Origin of the sequence: Komagataeibacter intermedius TF2 (assembly GCF_000964425.1) — a bacterium.
GTDB classification, from domain to species: domain Bacteria; phylum Pseudomonadota; class Alphaproteobacteria; order Acetobacterales; family Acetobacteraceae; genus Komagataeibacter; species Komagataeibacter intermedius.
The window spans coordinates 23,358-43,864 of record NZ_BANF01000062.1 but is presented as its reverse complement, the minus strand read 5'-3'; the positions used below and the strand labels follow the sequence as shown (position 1 = coordinate 43,864).

General features: G+C 62.5%; 18 protein-coding genes and 3 tRNA genes. 14 read left to right on the top strand and 7 right to left on the bottom strand.

From position 1 onward, the window contains the following. Window positions 1-68: 68 nt before the first annotated feature. Both B7449_RS10550 and B7449_RS10545 read right to left on the bottom strand, forming a co-directional pair. Window positions 69-251, bottom strand: a complete 183-nt coding sequence (locus B7449_RS10550) for a hypothetical protein (RefSeq protein ID WP_039736453.1) — start codon at window positions 249-251, stop codon at window positions 69-71. A 114-nt stretch (window positions 252-365) separates the two neighbouring features. Continuing rightward, on the bottom strand, window positions 366-1,220 hold the full coding sequence (locus tag B7449_RS10545; protein WP_039736454.1) for an aromatic ring-hydroxylating oxygenase subunit alpha: 855 nt from the start codon (window positions 1,218-1,220) through the stop codon (window positions 366-368). 179 nt (window positions 1,221-1,399) lie between these two features. Here B7449_RS10545 and B7449_RS10540 point away from each other — a divergent pair, with 179 nt between their 5' ends. The 3 genes from B7449_RS10540 to B7449_RS10530 all read left to right on the top strand — a co-directional run bounded on the left by B7449_RS10540 (window position 1,400) and on the right by B7449_RS10530 (window position 3,404). Continuing rightward, a complete protein-coding gene (locus tag B7449_RS10540) occupies window positions 1,400-2,062 on the top strand; it encodes a Rieske 2Fe-2S domain-containing protein (protein WP_039736492.1) in 663 nt (220 codons plus the stop codon). Next, window positions 2,059-2,676 (top strand): glutathione S-transferase family protein, encoded by a 618-nt coding sequence (locus B7449_RS10535; protein WP_039736455.1) that lies wholly within the window; start codon window positions 2,059-2,061, stop codon window positions 2,674-2,676. The genes B7449_RS10540 and B7449_RS10535 overlap by 4 nt, the downstream gene beginning before the upstream one ends. A 122-nt stretch (window positions 2,677-2,798) precedes the next feature. After that, window positions 2,799-3,404, top strand: coding sequence for a hypothetical protein (locus B7449_RS10530; RefSeq protein ID WP_039736456.1), 606 nt, complete (start codon window positions 2,799-2,801; stop codon window positions 3,402-3,404). On the opposite strand, the gene B7449_RS10525 is transcribed toward B7449_RS10530, so the two are convergent. Continuing rightward, on the bottom strand, window positions 3,385-5,541 hold the full coding sequence (locus tag B7449_RS10525) for an FUSC family protein (RefSeq protein WP_039736457.1): 2,157 nt from the start codon (window positions 5,539-5,541) through the stop codon (window positions 3,385-3,387). The genes B7449_RS10530 and B7449_RS10525 overlap by 20 nt on opposite strands. Window positions 5,542-5,779: 238 nt before the next feature. Between B7449_RS10525 and B7449_RS10520 the strand changes: the two genes are divergently transcribed. After that, entirely contained in the window at window positions 5,780-6,289 is a 510-nt protein-coding gene (locus B7449_RS10520; protein ID WP_235720976.1) for a MarR family winged helix-turn-helix transcriptional regulator, read from the top strand. A gap of 265 nt (window positions 6,290-6,554) precedes the next feature. Beyond that, a complete protein-coding gene (locus B7449_RS10515) occupies window positions 6,555-7,904 on the top strand; it encodes a GntT/GntP/DsdX family permease (protein ID WP_039736458.1) in 1,350 nt (449 codons plus the stop codon). Between the two features lie 812 nt (window positions 7,905-8,716). Here B7449_RS10515 and B7449_RS10505 read toward each other — a convergent pair. After that, window positions 8,717-8,791: transfer RNA gene (locus B7449_RS10505), tRNA-Thr, on the bottom strand. 95 nt (window positions 8,792-8,886) lie between these two features. On the opposite strand from B7449_RS10505, the gene B7449_RS10500 reads away from it, so the two are divergent. Genes B7449_RS10500 through B7449_RS10490 form a run of 3 tightly spaced genes read left to right on the top strand, consistent with a single transcriptional unit; the run spans window position 8,887 to window position 12,696 of the window. Next, on the top strand, window positions 8,887-10,383 hold the full coding sequence (locus tag B7449_RS10500; protein WP_039736495.1) for a paraquat-inducible protein A: 1,497 nt from the start codon (window positions 8,887-8,889) through the stop codon (window positions 10,381-10,383). After that, on the top strand, window positions 10,380-12,044 hold the full coding sequence (locus B7449_RS10495) for a PqiB family protein (RefSeq protein WP_039736460.1): 1,665 nt from the start codon (window positions 10,380-10,382) through the stop codon (window positions 12,042-12,044). The genes B7449_RS10500 and B7449_RS10495 overlap by 4 nt, the downstream gene beginning before the upstream one ends. Before the next feature lie 4 nt (window positions 12,045-12,048). Continuing rightward, window positions 12,049-12,696, top strand: a complete 648-nt coding sequence (locus tag B7449_RS10490) for a PqiC family protein (protein WP_039736461.1) — start codon at window positions 12,049-12,051, stop codon at window positions 12,694-12,696. A 159-nt stretch (window positions 12,697-12,855) separates the two neighbouring features. Here B7449_RS10490 and nusG read toward each other — a convergent pair whose 3' ends face one another. The 3 genes from nusG to B7449_RS10475 all read right to left on the bottom strand — a co-directional run bounded on the left by nusG (window position 12,856) and on the right by B7449_RS10475 (window position 13,800). Then, the gene (nusG, locus tag B7449_RS10485) at window positions 12,856-13,386 is read right to left on the bottom strand and encodes a transcription termination/antitermination protein NusG (RefSeq protein ID WP_010508943.1); all 531 of its coding nucleotides are present in this window, start codon (window positions 13,384-13,386) and stop codon (window positions 12,856-12,858) included. Window positions 13,387-13,394: 8 nt separating this feature from the next. Next, complete coding sequence (gene secE / locus B7449_RS10480; protein ID WP_007397644.1) at window positions 13,395-13,589, bottom strand: preprotein translocase subunit SecE; 195 nt, start codon at window positions 13,587-13,589, stop codon at window positions 13,395-13,397. A gap of 134 nt (window positions 13,590-13,723) precedes the next feature. Next, window positions 13,724-13,800 (bottom strand) — tRNA-Trp (locus B7449_RS10475). 226 nt (window positions 13,801-14,026) lie between these two features. On the opposite strand from B7449_RS10475, the gene B7449_RS10470 reads away from it, so the two are divergent. From B7449_RS10470 to atpD, 6 genes are all read left to right on the top strand, one after another. Continuing rightward, window positions 14,027-14,100 (top strand) — tRNA-Gly (locus tag B7449_RS10470). Window positions 14,101-14,200: 100 nt separating this feature from the next. Beyond that, on the top strand, window positions 14,201-15,628 hold the full coding sequence (locus B7449_RS10465) for an MFS transporter (RefSeq protein ID WP_039736462.1): 1,428 nt from the start codon (window positions 14,201-14,203) through the stop codon (window positions 15,626-15,628). 306 nt (window positions 15,629-15,934) lie between these two features. After that, window positions 15,935-16,531, top strand: coding sequence for a F0F1 ATP synthase subunit delta (locus tag B7449_RS10460; RefSeq protein WP_039736463.1), 597 nt, complete (start codon window positions 15,935-15,937; stop codon window positions 16,529-16,531). After that, complete coding sequence (gene atpA, locus B7449_RS10455; RefSeq protein WP_010515510.1) at window positions 16,531-18,069, top strand: F0F1 ATP synthase subunit alpha; 1,539 nt, start codon at window positions 16,531-16,533, stop codon at window positions 18,067-18,069. The genes B7449_RS10460 and atpA overlap by 1 nt, the downstream gene beginning before the upstream one ends. A gap of 16 nt (window positions 18,070-18,085) precedes the next feature. Further along, the gene (locus B7449_RS10450) at window positions 18,086-18,967 is read left to right on the top strand and encodes a F0F1 ATP synthase subunit gamma (protein WP_039736464.1); all 882 of its coding nucleotides are present in this window, start codon (window positions 18,086-18,088) and stop codon (window positions 18,965-18,967) included. Between the two features lie 32 nt (window positions 18,968-18,999). After that, window positions 19,000-20,475, top strand: coding sequence for a F0F1 ATP synthase subunit beta (gene atpD, locus B7449_RS10445; protein ID WP_039736465.1), 1,476 nt, complete (start codon window positions 19,000-19,002; stop codon window positions 20,473-20,475). Window positions 20,476-20,507 lie beyond the last annotated feature (32 nt).

The window sequence follows — 20,507 nt, the reverse complement described above, 5'->3', positions numbered from 1 at the left end:
CACGCGACCCTGTCCCGATACAATGGGGAGCACACTCACGTTTCAATGACATCACGCCATCGTAACCCTTAGGTCTGTTTTTCCGCGAACGGGTCGAAATCGCCGTCGTTTTCGCGCACGCTCCACCACCCCCTGTTCCACTGTTCACAGGCGGGCAGGGTTTCGTCAAAGGGGTTTTCGATCAGCGGTTCGCCCCTGGCGGCGGCGGCCTTGCCCTGTTCAAAGGCGTCGGGCGGGGTCTGGTCGGTCATTGGTGGTTTTCCTGACTTGTCTCTGTCTGGTGATGCGTGACGCTTACACCATGTCTCCCGCGCGGGCAGCCCCATGCGGCGGAAGGGGGTAATGCGTCAGGTGCAGGTGTTCAGTCAGGCCGTCGTGCCATATGTCATCCCGCGGTCACGCAGCCACCGGCGGTAGGCGACCGACATGCGGTCCGCCATGGTGGGAATTTCCGCCCCCGCCGAAAGTGGCAGCCTGCGCGGGCGCTGGTTTTCCAGTATGATGCGGTCCTGCAGGAAGATGGTCTGCTGGAATTCAACCAGGTCAGCCTGTGGCGCGTCATCATCAAGCAGGAACATGACCGGATGCGCGCGCGAACATTCCTGCGTCATGGGCTGCACGAACAGCGCAATGACGTCAAAGCGTTCGGGCTGCGCGGGACAGGTCTTGTACAGCAGCGTCACGAACGGCCCCGCCACACGGTACAGATATTCGGTATCAATCCCGTCGGTGGCGGACAGGGCGGCCTGTGGCTGGAAGAAATGGCAGTCCGTGGCCCAGACCTCGTTGCCACCTTCACGTAGTTCAATGGCGTAGCGCGCGACTTCGGTATGCGGCTCGGCGCCAAGGATGTTGGTGTGGACGAAGGGAAAATGCGCCATGTCGAGGAAGTTCTCGACAATGCGCGGGGCCGAGGTCCGCACCGTGAACACCCCGCAGTCCACCAGCCTGCGGTCGGGCTCCAGTGCTTCGTCAATGGCGGGAATGTCGCCTGCGGGCGTGCCGGGACAGGTCCACAGGCAGCCGTGGCGGGCGCGGACGGGCAGGGTGCGCCTGTCCGCCACGTCGCAGGCGAAAGGATTGCCCTGCGCATCCTGACCGAAGGTGATGTGGCGATCGAGCAGCATGGTATCGGTCGGGGTGGTGCGTAGCTGTGACAGGGGACTGATCACGTACCAGTCGGACAGGATGGTTTCATCGACGGCGGTGATCTGTGTCATTGCCCTGTTCCTGTTTGCAGTATGCCATCGCGCGGGGTGTGATTGCCGTGACGGTGGCGTAATGTTAGCGCTCGGCATAATGGTGCGCCATAGTGGCGTGCAAAGGAAGATGCGCTGTCGCCCCCATGCGGTGGCAGTGTGCGGTCATCGGGACCGGCTGGAAAGGGAGCGGGAAACGTATGGAAAGATGGCAGCCGGTCAGTGTCCTGTCCAACATACGCCGTGGCGAGGTCGCGGGCGTGCGGATAGGGGGGCATGAAGTCGTGCTGTGGCGCGAGGACGCGCAGGCCGCGACCCTGCATGCGTGGGAAGACCGCTGCCCCCATCGCGGCATGCGGCTGAGCTTTGGCTTCGTGCGTGATGACGCGCTGGGCTGCCTGTACCATGGCTGGCAGTTCGGCGGTGCCGCGCGGTGCAGGCTGATCCCCGCCCACCCACGGGTGCGCGTGCCCGCCTCGATCAATGTGCGGGCCTATACCGTACGCGAACATGCGGGGCTGGCATGGGTCAGCATGGAAGGGGCGGAGGATTTTCCCCACCAGCAGGCGGGCTGGCCGGAACATGCGCAGCCGGTGCGTACCGTGCATGTGCATGCGTCGGTGGGGCAGGTGCGCCATGCGGTTGGCATTGCGCCCGACGGGGGCATGGCGTGGCATGGGCCGGTCGGTCTTGCGGTGCATGAACCGGTTGCGGGACAGGCCATGCTGCATGTGGTGCGGGTGGCGGACGGGCCGTCTGCCCTAGGGCTGTCACACTGGGCCGAACGGCTGCGTGACGCGGTGGAAGGCGGGGCGCAGATGGCCCCCGTCATGGCGGAACTGGCGGCGGGGATCGCGGCATGACCACTGGACTGACCCTGTATGACTGGACGCCGGATGTGCGCTGTTACGCCGTGCGTCTTGGTCTGTCGCTCATGGGTGTTGCGTATGATACGCGGGCGGCGGACATGGATCTGCCCACGTTCCAGCGCCCGGCGGGGCTGCGGCCGGGTGAACGGCCGCCGGTTCTGGTGGCGGGTAATGTGCGTATCACCCGTCCGGGCACCATCATGCAGTTTGCCGCCCGCCAGCCCGCGGTTGCGCGGGCGTGGCTGGACCCGGCGCATGAATGGGCGATCCTGGACTGGCTGGATTTCGGGACGGTGGCGCTTGATATGCTGGCGGCGGCGCGGGATCTGGCCTTTGGCGCCACGCTGCCGGTCCTGCCGCCCATGGGCGCGCTGGTGGCCGCCCTGCGCCGGATGGAAGACCACATGAGCGCGCGGGCAATGGCGGGTCATGACTGGTTCGCCGCCCCCGCCGCCAGCATTGCCGATGTGCTGCCGTTCGTGGTGTTTGCGCTGTCGGCGGACCTGGAGGTGGAACGCGATACCTGTCCCGCACTGCGGCGCTGGGCGCACCGCATGCGCGGGCTGCCGGGTTTTGTGGTCATGCCCGGGGTGCCGGACTATGCCTGACGCCGTACATCTTTGGATACATGACTGCATTTCCACGTTATGGAATACGGGACGCCGGTCCGGGCGCAGGCCTGCCGGCAGGGATTCACACCCGATAAGAAACTGAGGAAAGAACAACACATATGAACGTGAAGCTGTTTGCACCCCGTCGCATCGCGGCGGCACTGGCCATTACCATTACGGCAGGTGCCACCAGCCTGTGTGGGGTGTCACATTCCGCCATGGCGCAGGCCGCCCCGGTTATCGTGGGCAACCAGACGGCGACCGCAACCGTCGAAAGCGTGGACCACGAAGCGGGCATGGTGCTGCTGCGTGACAAGGCGGGCAACCTGGACACCGTGCGCGTGGATCCCGACGTGCGCGCCAAGCTGCCGACCCTGCATGCCGGTGACAAGATCGGCCTGCGTATCGTGCGCACCATCGACGCCGTCATCGCCCCGCCGGGTGCGCCGATGCCGGAATCAACCGAAAGTGCCGCAGGCACGCGCACCGGCCCGCACCCGCATGGCATGATGGTGTCCTTCAAGCGTGAACGCGTGAAGGTGACGGGCGTCGATACGACACGCAACCAGGTCGTGTTTGTCGATCCCGATGACATTACCCGCGTCGTGCTGGTGCGCCAGAAGCCGATGCAGGAATTCCTGAAAACCCTGAAGCCGGGTGACGAAGTGGACACGACGGTCATGGACGCGGTGTCGTTCTCGGTGCTCAGCCGGCTTCCGTCCTGACGGGCGCAAGCGGCGGACGGTGGGCGGCGGGATAATCCTCCGCCCATTGCAGCGGGCCGCGCTGGTCAAGGAAACCGGGAATATCCTGGATGATCCGCGCCGCCTGCTCCAGGCATGCCATGGCCTCGACCTGTGCCGGGGGGCGTAGCGTGATCGCGTCGGGCGGGCATAGCGCCGCCGCCGCCCGACGCAGCCCGGCCGCAGTCAGCAGCGGGTTGTGCGCCAGTTCGGAAAACGTATCCAGCGCATCGTAAATGGCGACCTGCTGCGCCCCGGTTATGTCGGAGCTTGTGGCCAGCAGGCGGATCCGCTCCACCAGCCGGCCCAGCGACAGGGTGGCAAGGGCTGCATCTATATATTCATGGATCATGGCAGGCCGGGCGAAGAAGGACAGCCGCATCGCCAGGCGCAGCACTTTCTGCAGTTGCAGGTTTTCCCACACCAGCCATTCCTTGCCCTGCCTGCGGCCTGACAGCGCCAGCCTGCGCAGGCTGCGCGTCAGCGATGTGACAAGGCGGGCGGCGTCCAGCCGGTGGTTGGGCGGCAGGATGACCCGAAACGACAGCACCAGCATGATGCAGCCCATAAGCAGCGCCATCCACCCGTTCAGCAGGCTGATGTCGTTGTAGTAATGGATCGGGTTACTGACCTGCAGCATCACGGTCGAGAATACGCCATAGCCAAATCCGCCAACCCCGAATTTCGGGTGGAACTGCAACCAGATCCCCGGTAGCAGCATGATGCACAGCGACAGCCACAGCAGCGGGTATCCATCAATCTGCGGCAGCAGGTAGGTATGGCATAACAGCCCCGCCGGAACCCCCAGCGCCGTACCCGTGGCCATAAGCCCCGCGGCACGCGACGCGGAGGGCAGGGTGGACAGCAGGCTGGCCGCCGCCACCACGTACAGCATCATGGTCGGTGCCGCCGTCCAGTGCAGGACGTACCAGATCAGGCACGCCGACATGGTGATCAGCATGCCGCGCGCGCCATTGCGCAACGCCGTCGGCCATTCCAGATAGGGCTGCAGCCGCAGCCTGCGCCCTGCACTGCCCCGGCGCGAAAGATCCTGCAACGCGGTTTCGATCTGGCCCAGCAGGTCCTGTATGTCATCAAGGAACAGCAGCGATTGCGGGGAATGCGTCTCACGCGCCTGCGTGATCATGAGGTCGCGCGTATGGCGGATGCGCGCGCAGCCCTCCATCCAGCTGGCTTCCAGTGTCCTGTCTGCCGTCCGGTCCATGAGGAACTGCAGCATGGACACGATTTCACCATGCACCGTGCGGTCCTGTTCGGTGTCGGATGCGGTGATGGTGTGGGGATGGTAGGACGCCACGATGCCCGACAGGCGCGCCAGTCCCGCGCGGATTTCCCGTTCACGCACGCTGATGTCGTAATTGTCGGTGGCCGCATATTCCACCGCGTCGGACAGGCGCCCGATCCGCGCCAGCATGGCCGCCCGGCTGTCGTGAAAATTGGTGGGCAGGGAACGGAACGTGCTGCCCGGCCCGGCATCCGGGTTCTGTGCGGGCACGTTGGTGTAGCCCTGGTGGAACGCCAGGATATAGCTGACCGTATCACGGAACAGGGCATGGATCTGCACGAACAGCGTGTCCGACCGGCGCGGGGACGTGACCATGAACACGGTTGCCGTCGTCACGATTCCCACCACCACGGCGGACAGCCGCGACATGGCGCTGAGGAAGATGCCGTCCGGGTCCCCGAATGCGGGGGCCGAGATGATGACGATGGTATAGCCCGTCAGCACGGCGGCATAGGCACGGAACAGCCGCAGGAAGGTGGCTGCCATGCACGCCAGCCCCACCGTGACCGACAGCCCCATGAAATACAGGACCGGGGACTGCACGAACACCGCCATCAGCCCCACGCTGATGGAAGCCCCGATAATGGTCCCGATCACACGCCACACGCTTTTGGAAACCAGCGCGCCCACCGTCGGGTTGGCTACGATCATGACGGTTGTGACCGAACTCATGGGGGACTGGAGCTGGAAGCTGAATGCCAGGAACAGCGCGATGGCAACCGACAGCAGCGCACGCGCGCTGAACGCCGCCGTAGTGCGGAGCGTAGCCCACCGGGCATCGTCGGAAAAATGGCGCGTAAGGCTGGAAAACATGACTGGGTGCCGACTCCCGGCTGCGGCGTGTGGGGCATCCTGATACCGCATGCCGCAGGAAGATAAAGGGCGGGAGCCCAATTTATTGTATGACAATTAATGCCATGTCAATTATATCTGTGCTGCATATCTGTGCCGCCGGGCAGCCATCGCATAATGGGTCATGATCCGCCCATGCGGGCATGCTATCGGGCAGGCAGAGGACTTCGGCGGGGTCTGACACCAGCAGGGGATGCGCATGGCTGACCGTTCACCATTACCTGATATAGAGGGCGCGGGCTTTCAGGACATGCGGATGACGTTCCTGACCATGCGGCTGGCCAATACGTGGCGGCTTGGTCTGGACCGTGCGCTGCGGCCCGAGGGCATGAGCATGGCGATGATGCGCCCGCTGGCGTACCTCATGATGCTGCCTGACCGTGTCAGCCAGCGCACGCTGGCCCATGCCATGAATACCGACAGTTCGGCGCTGGTGCGCGTGCTGGACCTGCTGGAGGAAGAAGGGCTGGTCGAACGCCATCCAGATCAGGAGGACCGGCGCGCCAAGAGCCTTGTGCTGACCCCGCGCGGCAGGCGTAAATGTGCGACCCTGCACCGGATCTGCGCGGCCATGGAGGCCCGGGTGCTGCAGGACGTGCCCGCCGACAGGGCGCGGGACATGATGGATGTCCTGTCGCACGTGCTGCGGCAGGCGGAGGGCGTTATGATGGAGCCTGTCGGCACGCCATGCGGCGAGAGCGGGTCCTGAAAGCCGGCCCGTACCAACCAGGAATCATAAGGAAGTTCTGGTGAAGCTTTTTTCAAAAGCTTCAGGGAATGCCACCTTTTTGGGAAAAGGCGGCACCCAGGAATTTTTATTATTATATATCAACAGTTTATTATAATAGAGTTCCTGCCTGACCTGTATCAGCCCTTCCTGTCCGGTCCTGCGGTCATAAACACCATGTCCGCCGTGGCAGGCTGATGCCACGATAGGGCACGCACCGGGAATGGAATTGGGAGGATAGGCGTCAATGTCGGTCGGAATGGCCCTGTTACTGGCTGTTGTGGCCATATGTGTTGTCGTTTTCCTGATTGAGCGGGTCAAGCTCAACCCGTTCCTTGCGCTGCTGATCGCGTCCATGCTGCTGGGCTTTGCCGCGGGCATGCCGGCGGCACGGGTCGTGGCTTCGTTTGAAAGCGGTTCGGGGCAGGTGCTGGGGCAGATTGCCTCGGTCATCGCACTGGGAACCATGCTGGGCAAGATGCTGGAAGTGTCGGGTGGCGCGGACCGGATCGCCATGACGGTGGTGTCGCTGGCGGGACCGCGACGGCTGGACTGGGCCATGATGCTGATCGGGCTGCTGGTCGGGCTGTCAGTTTTCTTTACCGTGGGCTTCGTCATTCTGGTCCCGCTGGCCTTTTCCATCGCGCGGCAGACTGGCCGGCCCATCCTGCACGTGGCGCTGCCGGTTACCGCCGCCCTGTCCGTGGTGCAGGGATATATGCCGCCCCATCCGGGCACCATGTTCGCGCTGGCGGCCTATCATGCCGATATCGGTCGCCTGATCTGGATGGGGGCTGTGGTCAGCGTGCCCGTCGCGATCGTGTCCGGTCCTGTCTATACCCGCTTCATCGTGCCCCGCCTGCCAGCCGACGCGGGGGCGGACGCAGCACATGCCCACGGGCATGATGCCCCCCGCACGCAGGCGGACCTGCCGGGATTTGGCATTACGCTGTTCACCATTCTGGCGCCCATGGTGCTGATGCTGGCGGGATCGGCCACGCGGTTCATGGGACCATCCACAGGTGGCTGGGCCGTGGTCCTGCGGTTTGTGGGGGATCCCAATGTGGGGCTGGCGCTGGCGGCGCTGCTGTCATTCTGGACGCTGGGGCTGCGGCGGGGGCTGACGCGTGAAAAAATCCTGGCCTGTTCCAATGAATGCCTTGGTCCGCTGGCCAGCCTGCTGCTGATGATTGGCGCGGGTGGTGGCTTTGGCGCGGAACTGATGGACAGCGGCATTTCCGATGCGATTGCAGGCGCTGCGGTGGACATGCACGTGCCGCTGCTGATCCTGGCATGGGGACTGGCGGCGGGCATGCGCGTGGCGGTGGGGTCCGCCACCGTCGCCATGAGCACGACCGCCGGAATTGTCGCCCCGATCATGGCGCATGGTCAGGGTGTGTCCCCCGAACTGCTGGTGCTGGCGACGGGGGCGGGGGCCGTCATGTTCGGCCCGATGAATGATTCGGGTTTCTGGCAGGTGCGCGATGCGCTGGGCCTTACGGTTCCGCAGACATTGCGCACATGGTCCGTGATCGAGACCCTGATTGGTGTGGTGGGTCTGGGGATGTGCCTGCTTCTGGAGTGGTGCGGTTTATAGGATGCGGCGGGACGCGCGGCATGCAGCATTATAAATAAAGCCACCCGTTCGATCGAATGGGTGACTTTATTATGTATGCATATTTCTATATTTTAATCGTGTTTCATAAATAGTTTAATATCGAGCCCTGTGCCGTTTTTTGAGATCGTGACTTTCGGATATAAATTGACATTTGTTGTTATATAGTCGTCAAAGTTGATAACGTAACATTTATTTGATACATGGAATACAAAACCTTCATTTGTATTAAAAATGGTTTTTTCTTCCTGATCGTATAGAAATTCGTTTAAAATATCCGATGCGTCCGGAACGTCTGCTCCGTCTTTGCTTATGGATATCTCATCAATAGATAATTTTTCTATATAAAATGTATGTTTATAATTTCCGAAGAAGGAATTGAGATTGTTTATTACCCCCATGGCAGGTGCTCCTTTATATGTTGAGGGGGAAATACAACAAATAACCCATTTGTAATTACAATTTATTTTAAATAAGACATATTCTGTATTTATTTATAATGCCAATGCTGAACAGGCTGATACCCGACATGAATCAGGGTTTGCGGGTTGGTTGGATGGTCATGATCCGGGAAAGGGGGCCAGATAGCATGACGGTTTCGTCCCTGCCGAAGTGCACAGCCAGACGGGACAGACGGAATCGACCGGGATTCGAATATCATCGAATCCGTCTCCGATCGCGATTTGGGGAACCCATGAAATGGGCAGCCTTACCCACTCGTTACCCTATGGGATCAGAGGAACGGTTTACGAACCTGGGCAATTTTCAGAATTTTGGAAAATCATGGGGTAAGGTGGTGCCGACACTCGGAATTGAACCGAGGGCCTACTGATTACGAATCAGTTGCTCTACCCCTGAGCTATGTCGGCAAACCTGTGGGGTCTGATAAACGATGGGCTGGCATGATGCAATATATCAAATGCGGCATTCCCCATTTTAATTTGGTCTATATGCTGTGCGCAGCATGAACACGTCTTCTTCTTCCCCGCATCTGCGTTGTGATGATGTGGAACCCGGTCCCATCCGTCATGTGCGCGTCATTGGCGGATTGTCGGAATGTCCCGGCTGCGGCCTGTACCAGCGCCTTCCGGATCTGGACCCGGGGGAACAGGCGTCGTGCGTGCGGTGCGGGCAGAAGCTGGCGCGCAGGCGGCGCACCGCGCCACTGGCGACGCCGCTGGCCTTCTGCATAAGTTCGGCCGCGTTCTATCTGGCGGCACTCGCATCGTCCCTCATGACGCTGGATGTGTATGGCAGGCAGCGCACCGTGGATCTGCTGACCGGACCGATGGAACTCATGCATGAAGGGTGGGGGGAGGCCGGTGTCCTTGTGGGCGCGGTCACGATCCTGGCCCCGGCGGTGGCGATCGGGTTCATGTTCGCCATCCTGATTGCCGCGTCATCGCGGCAGTTGCCGGACTGGGCGCCGCGAATCCTCGTCTGGTATGACAAGTTGCGGCCATGGTCGATGGTCGAGGTCTATATCCTTGGCATTTTCGTCGCCTATACCAAGCTGACCGACATGGCGCATGTCGATGTCGGGCCTGCCGTGTACCTGATCGGCGCGCTGATGCTGACCATGGCGGCCACGGATTCGACGCTGGATACCGAAATGATCTGGCGGCACCGCCGCATTGATTCCCTGACCCGCGCCGAAGGCGACCAGACGGTCGAGGTCGATTACGTGCATGTGGACGATATCGGCATGCCGCCGGAGGACCATCTGGTGGCATGCACGTCGTGCGGGCTGGTGGGGGAACTGGCGCATCCGGTCTCGAACCTGAGCTGTGTCGGAATCTGCCCGCGCTGCGAACACAGGGTATGGCGTCGCCTGCCACAGTCGCTGACGCGCACCACCGCCTTCCTGATCGCGGCCATCGTTTTCTATATTCCGGCCAACCTCTACCCGGTCATGACCTTCATGCGCATGGGCGGCGGCGGCGGGCATACTATTGTCGAAGGCGCGATCGAACTGTGGGTGGACGGCATGATTCCGCTGTCGCTGCTGGTGTTCTTTGCCTCGATCACCGTTCCGATGCTCAAGATCGCAAGCCTTGGCTGGATGGTCTGGCAGACATGGCATGGCGCGCGGGGGCATCTGGTGGCCCGGACCCGGCTGTTCCGCGTGGTGGATATGGTGGGCCGGTGGTCCATGATCGACGTGTTCATGATTTCGATTCTGGTCGCGGTCGTGCGTTTCAACGCCATGGCCAGCGTGACCGCCAATGCAGGCATGGTGGCCTTTGCCGCCGTCGTGGTGCTGACCCTGCTGGCGGCATGGAGCTTTGATCCCCGCATCATGTGGGATGCGGCAGGGCGCAATGGCCGGGTGGTTGATGGGCTGCCCCCGTCCGTCCTGCAGGCACAGGCGACACGCAGGCCCGGACCGGCGGCCCCTTCTTCATCTTCCCTTTCCCCGGTCGGTACCGGACCGGTCAGCATGGAGCCAGATCAGGCGTGAATGACGATTTCCTTTCCAATGACCCGCAGGGGAACGTGCCGCAGGCCCGTGCGCGGCGGTACCGTTTTTCCGTGGTCTGGCTGGTGCCGATTGTCGCCATCCTGATCGCGGGGTACCTGGGCTGGCGTGGCCTGACCGACCGGGGGCCGCTGATTGTCATAAGCTTCGACACGGCTGATGGCCTGACCAGTGGCCAGACCGAGGTCAAGAACAAGGCGGTGTCGCTGGGCACGGTTGATTCGATCCGGCTGAGCGATGACATGCATCATGTCGAGGTCGGTGTGCGCATGACGTCGTCCGCAAGCCGCATGCTGACCGATCACGCCCGTTTCTGGGTCGTGCGGCCACGCATCAACGGGGCCAGCGTGACCGGTCTGGAAACCGTCATGTCCGGCGCCTACATCGCCATGGACGCCGGGGAGCCGGGCGGGCGTTACACCACGCATTTCAAGGGACTGGAATCGCCGCCGGGCGTGCGGTCGGACCAGCCGGGGCATACCTATACCCTGATCACGCAGTCGCTTGGCTCGCTCGGGCAGGGGGCGCCGATCTTCTTCCGTGACGTGGTGGTGGGCGAAGTGCTGGGCTACACCATGCCCCCCGAAGGGCGCGGGCCGATCCGGGTGCAGATTTTCGTGCAGGCCCCGTATGACAGCTATCTGCGGACCACCACGCGCTTCTGGAACGTGTCCGGCGTGCAGGTGGGCCTTGGCCCGGGTGGGCTGAAGGTCAAGCTGCAGTCCCTGCAGGCGCTGCTGTCCGGTGGTGTCGCGTTTGACCCGCCCGATGCGCGGAACGAGAAAAATACCCTGCCCAGCACCGCCGGGGCCGATACCACCTTCCTGCTGTATGACAGCGCGGAGGAAGCCAACAGCGCGGGCTACCGTGAGCGCATTCCCCTCGTCACCTACCTGACCAGTTCGGTGTCCGGCCTGACCAAGGGGGGGCGCCTGACCATGTTCGGCATTCAGGTCGGCATGATTGATGACGTGAAGCTGGAAGTTGACCCCGCCACGGGCAAGGCGCATGTGCGCGTGGCCATGGAACTGCAGCCCGAACGCGTGCTGGATAACCAGCAGGTCCCGCCCGAAGCCATGGCCGGACTGCTGCGCACGCAGGTGGCGGCCGGACTGCGCGCATCCATACAGAGCACCAGCATGCTGACCGGCGAATCCGAAATCGCGCTGACATTCGTCAAGAACGCGAAGCCGGAACAGATCACGATGGAAGGGGACGCCATGGTCCTGCCGGGACAGGCGGGCGGCATGGCGGGCATCATGGATTCGCTGTCCATCATTGGCGACAAGATCGCCGCGATGCCGCTGACCCAGATGGGCGACAACCTGACCAGCCTGCTGGCCCATGCCGATGCACGGATCAACAGCCCCGATACGAAACAGGCGCTGACCGCGCTGCGTGGGTCGCTACAGAACCTGCAGGTCATATCGCGCGATGCCCGGACCGAAATGCCGCAACTGCTGACCGGCATGGACAGGACGCTGAAAAACGCGAACTCGGTCCTGTCCAGTTATGGCGGCGATACCGACTTCCAGCGCAACCTGCAGCAGATGATGCAGCAGCTTAACGACGCCGCGCGGTCGCTGCGCTTCCTGTCGGACTTCCTGACCCACCATCCCTCGGCACTGATTACGGGACGATAAGACCATGCAACGCCCCTTCTGGCATTTCACACATTCCGCACGGCGGACCATGGCCGCGACTGTTGCGATGGCGGGCGCGCTCACGCTGGGTGGGTGCGGGTCATCCGATCCTACGCTGTATTCGCTGGCCCCCGTGGCCAGTACGCAGTCCGTGGTCGCGGGCGCGCAGGTTCCTGCCGTGATCGAGGTCCGCACGCCGGGCGTCCCGTCCTCGCTGGACCGGCAGACCATCGTGGGCGTGCAGGATGATTACAGTGTCACGCCACTGGCTGGTGCGGCATGGAGCGAGCCACTGGCCCCCATGCTGGGCCATGTGCTGTCCACTGACCTGCAGCAGCGCCTGCCGGGCCGTACCGTCTTTGCCCAGAATGATGCGACCACCATACCGGCGCAGGGCGTGGTCGAGGTCGAGATCACCCGCTTCGCGCGCGATTCGGCGGGGCTGGTGCACCTTTCGGGCAACCTGTCGGTGCACAGGGTGGGGGATGCGGACCATGGCCTGTCCGTGCCGCTGGATCTGAGCGCGTCGCCAACCGGTACCGGCACGCGTGCCATGGTGGCGGCGCTGAGCCAGCTGACGGGACAGGTGGCGGACATGGCGGCCGAACGGCTGCAGGCATTGCCAGCGGCCCCGGTGACCCATCATTCCTGAATGAAGATTCACAGTTTCCGGACGCCGACTTTTTCAGAAAGGCGGCGTCCTCTGAAGCCTTTTGAAAACAGCTTCACCAGAAAATTTTGATGACCTGCAGTTGTCGCGGGCAATAAAAAAGGCGCCCGGAGGCGCCTTTGTCGTAAGCGGGAGGGAAGGTCAGACCTTCTCCACCTGATTGTATTCCAGATCCACCGGCGTGGACCGGCCGAAAATGGAGACGCTGACCTTCAGGCGGCCACGTTCCTCGTCCACTTCCTCGATCGTGCCGTTGAAGGAGGTGAAGGGACCATCGGCCACGCGGATCTGCTCGCCGATCTCGAACGTGACGGACGGACGGACGCGTTCCACGCCTTCCTGCGCCTGCTTCATGATCCGCTCGGCCTCGACCTTGGGAATGGGCGACGGACGGGTCTTGCTGCCCAGGAAGCCGGTGACCTTGGGCGTGTCCTTGACCAGGTGCCACGCCTCATCGGTCAGTTCCATGTTCACCAGCACGTAACCGGGAAAGAACTTGCGTTCCGAATTGACCTTCTGGCCACGACGCACTTCCGTCACTTCTTCCGATGGAACAAGGATTTCACCGAAATGGTCGGCCAGGCCCTTCTGGGCGGCCTGTTCCGTGATGTGCTGGGCTATCTTCTTCTCGAAGCCCGAATAGACGTGGATCACATACCACCGCTTGGCCATGGCTGAACTCAGCCTCCCAGTCCGAAGAGTTTCCGTACGGCAAGGCCGATCACCTCGTCGACGAGGAAAAAGAAAACCGACGCAAGACCGGCCATGGCCAGAACCGCACCCGTTGTCATCAGGGTGGCGCGTCGTGTTGGCCATGTGACCTTTCTGGCCTCGGCTCGGACGTCTTCAACAAATTTCGCGGGACTGACCGACACGAAATACCCTTCCTGCAACGCCACGGCGCACCAACCGGACTGCTCCAGCCAGTGCGGGGCCTAATAACCGGTGCGGGCCATTGTGGCCCGACCCATCGGGTGCCAGGCCGGAAGGGTAATGCCCGACCGGAAAATGGCAGGGGTGGAGGGTCTCGAACCCGCAACCTCCGGTTTTGGAGACCGGCGCTCTAGCCAATTGAGCTACACCCCTGCAAAGCCGCCTGCATAAACCCGAAACATCATGACGCGGCAGGCGCCGCGCCGTTTCGGATCATCCATGCGAACCCGGCACAGGAAGCGGAAAAAAGTATGACTCGCGTCGAAAGTCAAGGGGGCAGGGCATAAAAATGAAAGATTTACGTGTTTATCCCTGCCTGCGGGTTTATGGGCTTGCCACGCGACAGGCGAAAACGGTATAGGTTTCGCCAACCTTATGGGCGGGCGTAGCATAGTGGTAATGCAGTAGCCTTCCAAGCTTCTGAGGAGGGTTCGATTCCCTTCGCCCGCTCCATTTCCCCCCTGAAATAACCAGATATATTTTCAGACCAGTCGGCTGGAACCGCGCCCGTGCGTGCGGATTACGCTGTCGGCAAGGGGAGGGGTAGCTGATTATGACATCGACCGGTTCTTCCACCATTCATCCACGCATCGTGCTGGCCACGTGCTGTCTCAGCCTGCTTCTGGTCATGATGGACGTGACGGTCGTCAACGTCGTGCTGCCATCGATCCGGGCCGACATGCATGGCGGTTTTTCCACCCTGCAGTGGGTGGTGGACGCCTATACCCTCATGGTCGCCAGCCTCATGCTGCTGGTGGGGTCGCTGGCGGACCGGTTCGGGCGGCGGCGGATGTTCCTGATGGGGATCGGTCTGTTCTGCAGCGGGTCTGCCCTGTGCGCCATGGCCCGCAGCGTGGACATCCTGATCATGGCGCGCGCGGTGCAGGGCATTGGCGGGTCCATGCTCAACCCCGTGGCGCTGTCGATCCTGACCAATGTGTATGTGGAACCGCGAAGCCGGGCGCAGGCCATCGGCATATGGGGCGCGACATCAGGCGTGGCCCTTGCGCTGGGGCCAGTCGTGGGCGGCGTCCTGGTACACTGGGTGGGATGGCAGGCGGTGTTCTGGGTCAATGTGCCCATCGGCCTGATCGCGATCCTTCTGACGCTGCGTTTCATACCCGAATCCCGTGGGGGGCGGGCGCGCGGTATCGATGCGCCGGGGCAGCTGCTGGCCATCGTGGCGCTGGTCATGATTACGTCCGGGCTGATCGAGGCCCATAATTACGGCTGGGCGTCGCCCACCATTTCCGGATTCCTCGGTTTCGGCCTGCTGGCGGTCATGGGGTTCGTGATGGTGGAGCAGCGTGCGGCCACCCCGCTGATCGACCTGCGTTTTTTCCGGGCATGGCCCTTTTCCGGCGCGATCGTGACGGCGGTGCTGGCTTTTGCCATTTTCAGTGCGTTCCTGTTCCTCAACACCCTCTACCTTCAGGACGTGCGTGGCCTGCCCGCGCTGCAGGCCGGCCTGTGCACGCTGCCTTTCGCCTGTGGCAGCATGGTGTGCGCGCCGCTGTCGGGGCGGCTGACGGGCCGGTATGGGGCGCGGCTGCCGCTGCTGCTGTCCGCAGCCGGATTCGGGCTGAGCGCGCTGCTGCTGACGGGGCTGGCGGTGCATACGCCGCTGTGGTGGCTGCTGCTGTCCTACGGGCTGTGCGGGTGCGGGTTCGGGCTGTGTAACGCGCCCATTACCAATTCCGCCGTTTCGGGCATGCCGCGTTCGCAGGCGGGGGTGGCCGCGGCCATTGCCTCCAGCAGCCGTCAGGTGGGGGCGTTGCTTGGTATCGCACTGGGCGGGGCGCTGAGTGCGGGCAGCGTGCGCGCCGGTGGGGTGCAGTGGGACGAATTTCCCCAGGCCACGCATGTCGTCTGGTGGTGCATGGCCGTCGCGGCCGCCGGAATCGCCGGGCTGGGGCTGGTTTCAACCGGTGTCCGGGCCAGGCGGAGCGCGCGGCAGGTGGCGGCGTTGCTGGATTCATAAGTGCGCATTGTTGGTATGCGTTTTTCGCATATCAATGTCTGAATGATCCCGCCACCCGGACTGTGCCAGCCCGCAACAAAAACGCGCGTTTGCTGTTTCCGAAACGGTGTCGCGCATGTATGATCCCGCCAACCTGTAACGGGGCGTGCGCATGCGCGGGAAGCGGGCGGTGTTGGTGGTGTCGGACGATGCCGGCAGGCTGCCTGATCTGTTGCGTGTGCCTGCGCTGCGTGCTAGAGCCGCGCCAGCAGCGCACGGGGCCAAGGTTTCCGGGCAGGCGGCTTGTGTTTGAATCAAGATTCTGGATTGGAAAAGCGGACAGTGGATTCGGGTGGAACGACCTCAATACCGATCGCCTCCATTGCCAATGGCCTTCCCGGTCGTTATGCGACGGCGCTCTATGAGCTTGCGGCTGACCGCAGGCAGCTTGACCCTGTTCTGGAGCAGGCATCCAGCCTTGCCGGACTGATCGACGGCAATGCCGACCTGCGCACCGTGCTGACGGATCGCACGCTCGATATCCGCGACAGCCGCAAGGCGGTCGATGCCGTGCTGGAGGCTGAAGGCTTCAGCCCCCTTATGCGTGATTTTGTTGGCGTGGTGGCGAATAACCGCCGCTTCCCGCGCCTGCGTGAAATTCTTGCCGCGCTGGCGGCTATCGCTGCGGCCCGGCGCGGGGAAGTGGTGGCGGATGTCGTGTCCGCCCATCCCCTGACCGATCTGCAGCGTGTCCAGCTTCGCAGCCGCCTTGCCGAGGCCGGCTATTCCAAAGTCAATATCCAGGAGCGTGTTGACGCGGCCCTGCTGGGCGGTCTGGTCGTGCGCATTGGCGCCCGCCTGTATGATACCAGCCTCAGATCCCGCCTTACCCGCCTGCACCATGCCATGAAGGGAGCCGCGTGATGGAAATCCGCCCCTCCGAGATTTCGGATATCCTCAAGCAGCAGATCGCTACGTTCGACAAGGCCGTTGACGTTGCCGAGACAGGTACCATCCTGTCGGTGGGTGACGGCATTGCCCGTGTCTACGGCCTGCAGAATGTCGAAGCCGGCGAAATGCTGGACTTCCCCGCCAGCGGCCAGAAGGGCATGGCCCTGAACCTTGAAAATGACAACGTCGGTGTCGTCATTTTCGGTGACGATACCGCAATGCGCGAAGGCGACACCGTCGCCCGCACCGGCAAGGTGGTTGAAGTCCCGACCGGCAAGGCCCTGCTGGGTCGCGTGGTCGATGGCCTGGGCAACCCGATCGACGGCAAGGGCCCGCTGGTTGGCGAGGTGATCAACAAGCGCGCGGAAATCAAGGCGCCCGGCATCATGCCGCGCCAGTCCGTCAGTGAACCGATGCAGACCGGCATCAAGGCGATCGACGCGCTCGTGCCCATCGGGCGTGGCCAGCGTGAACTGATCATCGGTGATCGCCAGACCGGCAAGACCGCGATCCTGATCGACACCATCGTCAACCAGAAGAGCGTCAATGCCCTGGGTGACGACAAGAAGTCGCTGTACTGCATCTATGTCGCCATCGGGCAGAAGCGTTCGACGGTTGCGCAGCTGGTGCGCACGCTGGAGGAAACCGGCGCGATGGAATACTCCATCGTTGTGGCGGCCACCGCGTCCGACCCGGCCCCGATGCAGTATCTTGCACCGTATGCCGCCTGCTCCATGGGTGAATACTTCCGCGACAACGGCATGCATGCCCTGATCGTCTATGATGACCTGTCCAAGCAGGCCGTCGCATACCGTCAGATGTCCCTGCTGCTGCGTCGTCCGCCGGGACGTGAAGCCTATCCGGGTGACGTGTTCTACCTGCATTCCCGCCTGCTGGAACGCGCAGCGAAGATGTCCGACAAGTTCGGCGCCGGTTCGCTGACCGCCCTGCCGGTGATCGAAACGCAGGCCGGTGACGTGTCCGCCTACATCCCGACCAACGTGATTTCCATCACCGATGGTCAGGTCTTCCTTGAAACCGACCTGTTCTACCGTGGTATCCGCCCGGCCGTGAACGTTGGCGGTTCCGTGTCGCGTGTTGGTTCCGCAGCACAGATCAAGGCGATGAAGCAGGTTGCCGGCAAGATCAAGCTGGAACTGGCGCAGTATCGTGAAATGGCGGCGTTCTCGCAGTTCGCGTCCGATCTGGACCCGGCCACGCAGAAGCAGCTGGCCCGTGGCGCGCGTCTGGTCGAGCTGCTCAAGCAGCCCGAAACCTCGCCCCTGTCGGTTGAGGAGCAGGTGGTGGTCCTGTTCGCTGGCACCCGTGGCTATATCGATGCCGTGCCGGTCGATCAGGTGACGACCTATGAAAAGCGCCTGCTGGATGACGTCCGCACGTCGGGCAAGGACATTCTGGAATCGATCCGCACCCAGCGTCAGCTGACCAAGGATATCGAAAGCCGTCTGAATGATTTCCTGACGACGTTCGGCCGTCAGTTCGCCAACTGAGGAAGATCGGGCAACCATGGCTTCCCTGAAGGAACTGCGCGCACGGATCGGCAGCGTCAAATCGACGCGAAAGATCACCAGCGCAATGAAAATGGTGGCGGCGGCAAAGCTGCGTCGGGCTGAAACCCGCGCGGCGGCCGCTCGGCCCTATGCTGATGCAATGCGCCGCATGCTGGCCGAAGTGGCCCGCAGCGTGGCGGGCGAAGGCGGACAGCCTGCGCTGCTGACCGGAACGGGTCAGGACAAGGTGCATCTGCTGATCCCGATGTCCAGCGACCGTGGTCTGGCCGGTGCATTCAACTCCAACATCAACCGTACGACCCGAAATCTGGTGCTCAGGCTTCAGGCGGAAGGCAAGACCGTCAAGATCCTGCCGGTCGGGCGCAAGACGTACGAATTCCTGTCGCGTGACTTTGCCGATCTGATCATCGGCCACCGTCACCTGTCCGCAAGCAAGGAAATTCCCTTTTCCTCGGCTACGGAACTGGGAGAACAGATCACGTCGCTGCTGGAAAAGGGTGAATTTGACGTCTGCACGTTGGTGTACAACCGATTCCAGAATGTCATGACCCAGACGCCGACAGAAATGCAGATCGTGCCGCTGGCGCTGCCGGAAAACGACAATACGGAAAACGCCGACGTCGCAAGCTACGAGTTCGAGCCGGACGAGGCCACGATGCTGTCCAGCCTTCTGCCGCGCAACCTGCAGGTCCAGCTATATGCGACCATGCTGGAAACGGCGGCGGGTGAAAACGGCGCGCGGATGACCGCGATGGATAACGCGACCCGGAATGCCGGTAAGGCCATCGACCGTCTGACCCTGACCTACAACCGTACGCGTCAGACCAATATTACCAATGAACTGATCGAGATCATCTCGGGCGCCCAGGCTGTCTGAGGATCGATCTTCACGCTCACAGGAGCTGTCCCATGTCGGAAACCACAACTCAAGAGGCTCCTGTCTCCACGCAGGCGCAGAAAAGCAATGTCGTTGGTCGTGTGACGCAGGTCCGCGGCGCCGTTGTTGACGTTCAGTTCGAGGGTACGCTGCCGCATATCCTCGAGGCACTGCACGTTCAGCTGAACGGCCAGACCTTGGTGCTGGAAGTGGCGCAGGAAATCGGCGAACACGAAGTCCGCTGCATCGCCATGGATACCACTGATGGCCTGACCCGCGGTGCGGAAGTCGCCGCTACCGGCAGCCAGATCACCGTGCCGGTCGGCCCGGGTACGCTTGGCCGTATCCTGAACGTGATCGGCGATCCGATCGATGACCGTGGTCCGGTGAAGGCCGAAGGCCGCGCACCGATCCACCGTGCCGCCCCCGCGTTTGACGAGCAGGCCGCCGCAACCGAAATCCTGCCCACGGGCATCAAGGTTGTCGACCTGCTGTGCCCGTACCTGAAGGGTGGTAAGGTTGGCCTGTTCGGTGGTGCCGGCGTGGGCAAGACCGTCATCATTCAGGAACTGATCAACAACATCGCCAAGGCGCATGGCGGCGTGTCGGTCTTTGCCGGTGTTGGTGAACGTACCCGTGAAGGTAACGACCTGTATTACGAAATGCAGGATGCGGGCGTCATCAAGCTTGATGGCGATTCGACCGAAGGGTCCAAGGTGGCGCTGGTCTATGGCCAGATGAACGAGCCGCCGGGTGCGCGTGCCCGTGTCGCCCTGTCCGGTGTGACGGTTGCGGAATACTTCCGTGATGTCGAAGGCCAGGACGTGCTGTTCTTCGTCGATAACATCTTCCGTTTCACGCAGGCTGGCGCTGAAGTGTCTGCGCTGCTGGGCCGTATTCCGTCCGCCGTGGGGTACCAGCCCACGCTGGCGACCGAAATGGGCGCGCTGCAGGAACGCATCACCTCGACCAAGAAGGGGTCGATCACCTCGGTGCAGGCCGTTTACGTTCCCGCCGATGACCTGACCGATCCGGCGCCTGCCGCGACCTTCGCCCATCTTGACGCGACCACGGTGCTGAACCGTTCCATCGCGGAAATGGGTATCTACCCGGCTGTTGACCCGCTGGACTCCACGTCCCGTTCGCTTGACCCGAAGATCGTCGGTGACGAGCATTACCAGGTGGCGCGTGACGTGCAGCGTATCCTGCAGACCTACAAGTCCCTGCAGGACATCATCGCCATTCTGGGCATGGACGAACTGTCGGAAGACGACAAGCTGATCGTGGCGCGCGCGCGTCGTATCCAGCGCTTCCTGTCCCAGCCGTTCCATGTGGCCGAAGTGTTCACGGGTGCGCCGGGCAAGCTGGTTTCGCTGGAAGATACGGTGCGTTCGTTCAAGGCGATCGTGGCTGGCGAATATGACCACCTGCCCGAAGGTGCCTTCTACATGGTCGGTGCGATCGAGGAAGCGGTGGCCAAGGCCGAGAAAATGAAGGAATCGGCCTGAACCCCGACCCCCTGACGCAAGGAAGATAGACC

Excerpts from the sequence above, each read along its gene's own strand:
- B7449_RS10530 (WP_039736456.1), top strand. The coding sequence starts at position 2,799 with ATGAACGTGAAGCTGTTTGCACCCCGTCGCATCGCGGCGGCACTGGCC.
- atpA (WP_010515510.1), top strand. The coding sequence starts at position 16,531 with ATGGAAATCCGCCCCTCCGAGATTTCGGATATCCTCAAGCAGCAGATC.
- B7449_RS10525 (WP_039736457.1), bottom strand. The coding sequence starts at position 5,541 with ATGTTTTCCAGCCTTACGCGCCATTTTTCCGACGATGCCCGGTGGGCT.
- B7449_RS10535 (WP_039736455.1), top strand. The coding sequence starts at position 2,059 with ATGACCACTGGACTGACCCTGTATGACTGGACGCCGGATGTGCGCTGT.
- B7449_RS10550 (WP_039736453.1), bottom strand. The coding sequence starts at position 251 with ATGACCGACCAGACCCCGCCCGACGCCTTTGAACAGGGCAAGGCCGCC.
- nusG (WP_010508943.1), bottom strand. The coding sequence starts at position 13,386 with ATGGCCAAGCGGTGGTATGTGATCCACGTCTATTCGGGCTTCGAGAAG.
- B7449_RS10465 (WP_039736462.1), top strand. The coding sequence starts at position 14,201 with ATGACATCGACCGGTTCTTCCACCATTCATCCACGCATCGTGCTGGCC.
- B7449_RS10540 (WP_039736492.1), top strand. The coding sequence starts at position 1,400 with ATGGAAAGATGGCAGCCGGTCAGTGTCCTGTCCAACATACGCCGTGGC.
- B7449_RS10450 (WP_039736464.1), top strand. The coding sequence starts at position 18,086 with ATGGCTTCCCTGAAGGAACTGCGCGCACGGATCGGCAGCGTCAAATCG.
- B7449_RS10490 (WP_039736461.1), top strand. The coding sequence starts at position 12,049 with ATGCAACGCCCCTTCTGGCATTTCACACATTCCGCACGGCGGACCATG.
- B7449_RS10500 (WP_039736495.1), top strand. The coding sequence starts at position 8,887 with ATGAACACGTCTTCTTCTTCCCCGCATCTGCGTTGTGATGATGTGGAA.
- B7449_RS10515 (WP_039736458.1), top strand. The coding sequence starts at position 6,555 with ATGTCGGTCGGAATGGCCCTGTTACTGGCTGTTGTGGCCATATGTGTT.
- atpD (WP_039736465.1), top strand. The coding sequence starts at position 19,000 with ATGTCGGAAACCACAACTCAAGAGGCTCCTGTCTCCACGCAGGCGCAG.
- B7449_RS10520 (WP_235720976.1), top strand. The coding sequence starts at position 5,780 with ATGGCTGACCGTTCACCATTACCTGATATAGAGGGCGCGGGCTTTCAG.
- B7449_RS10545 (WP_039736454.1), bottom strand. The coding sequence starts at position 1,220 with ATGACACAGATCACCGCCGTCGATGAAACCATCCTGTCCGACTGGTAC.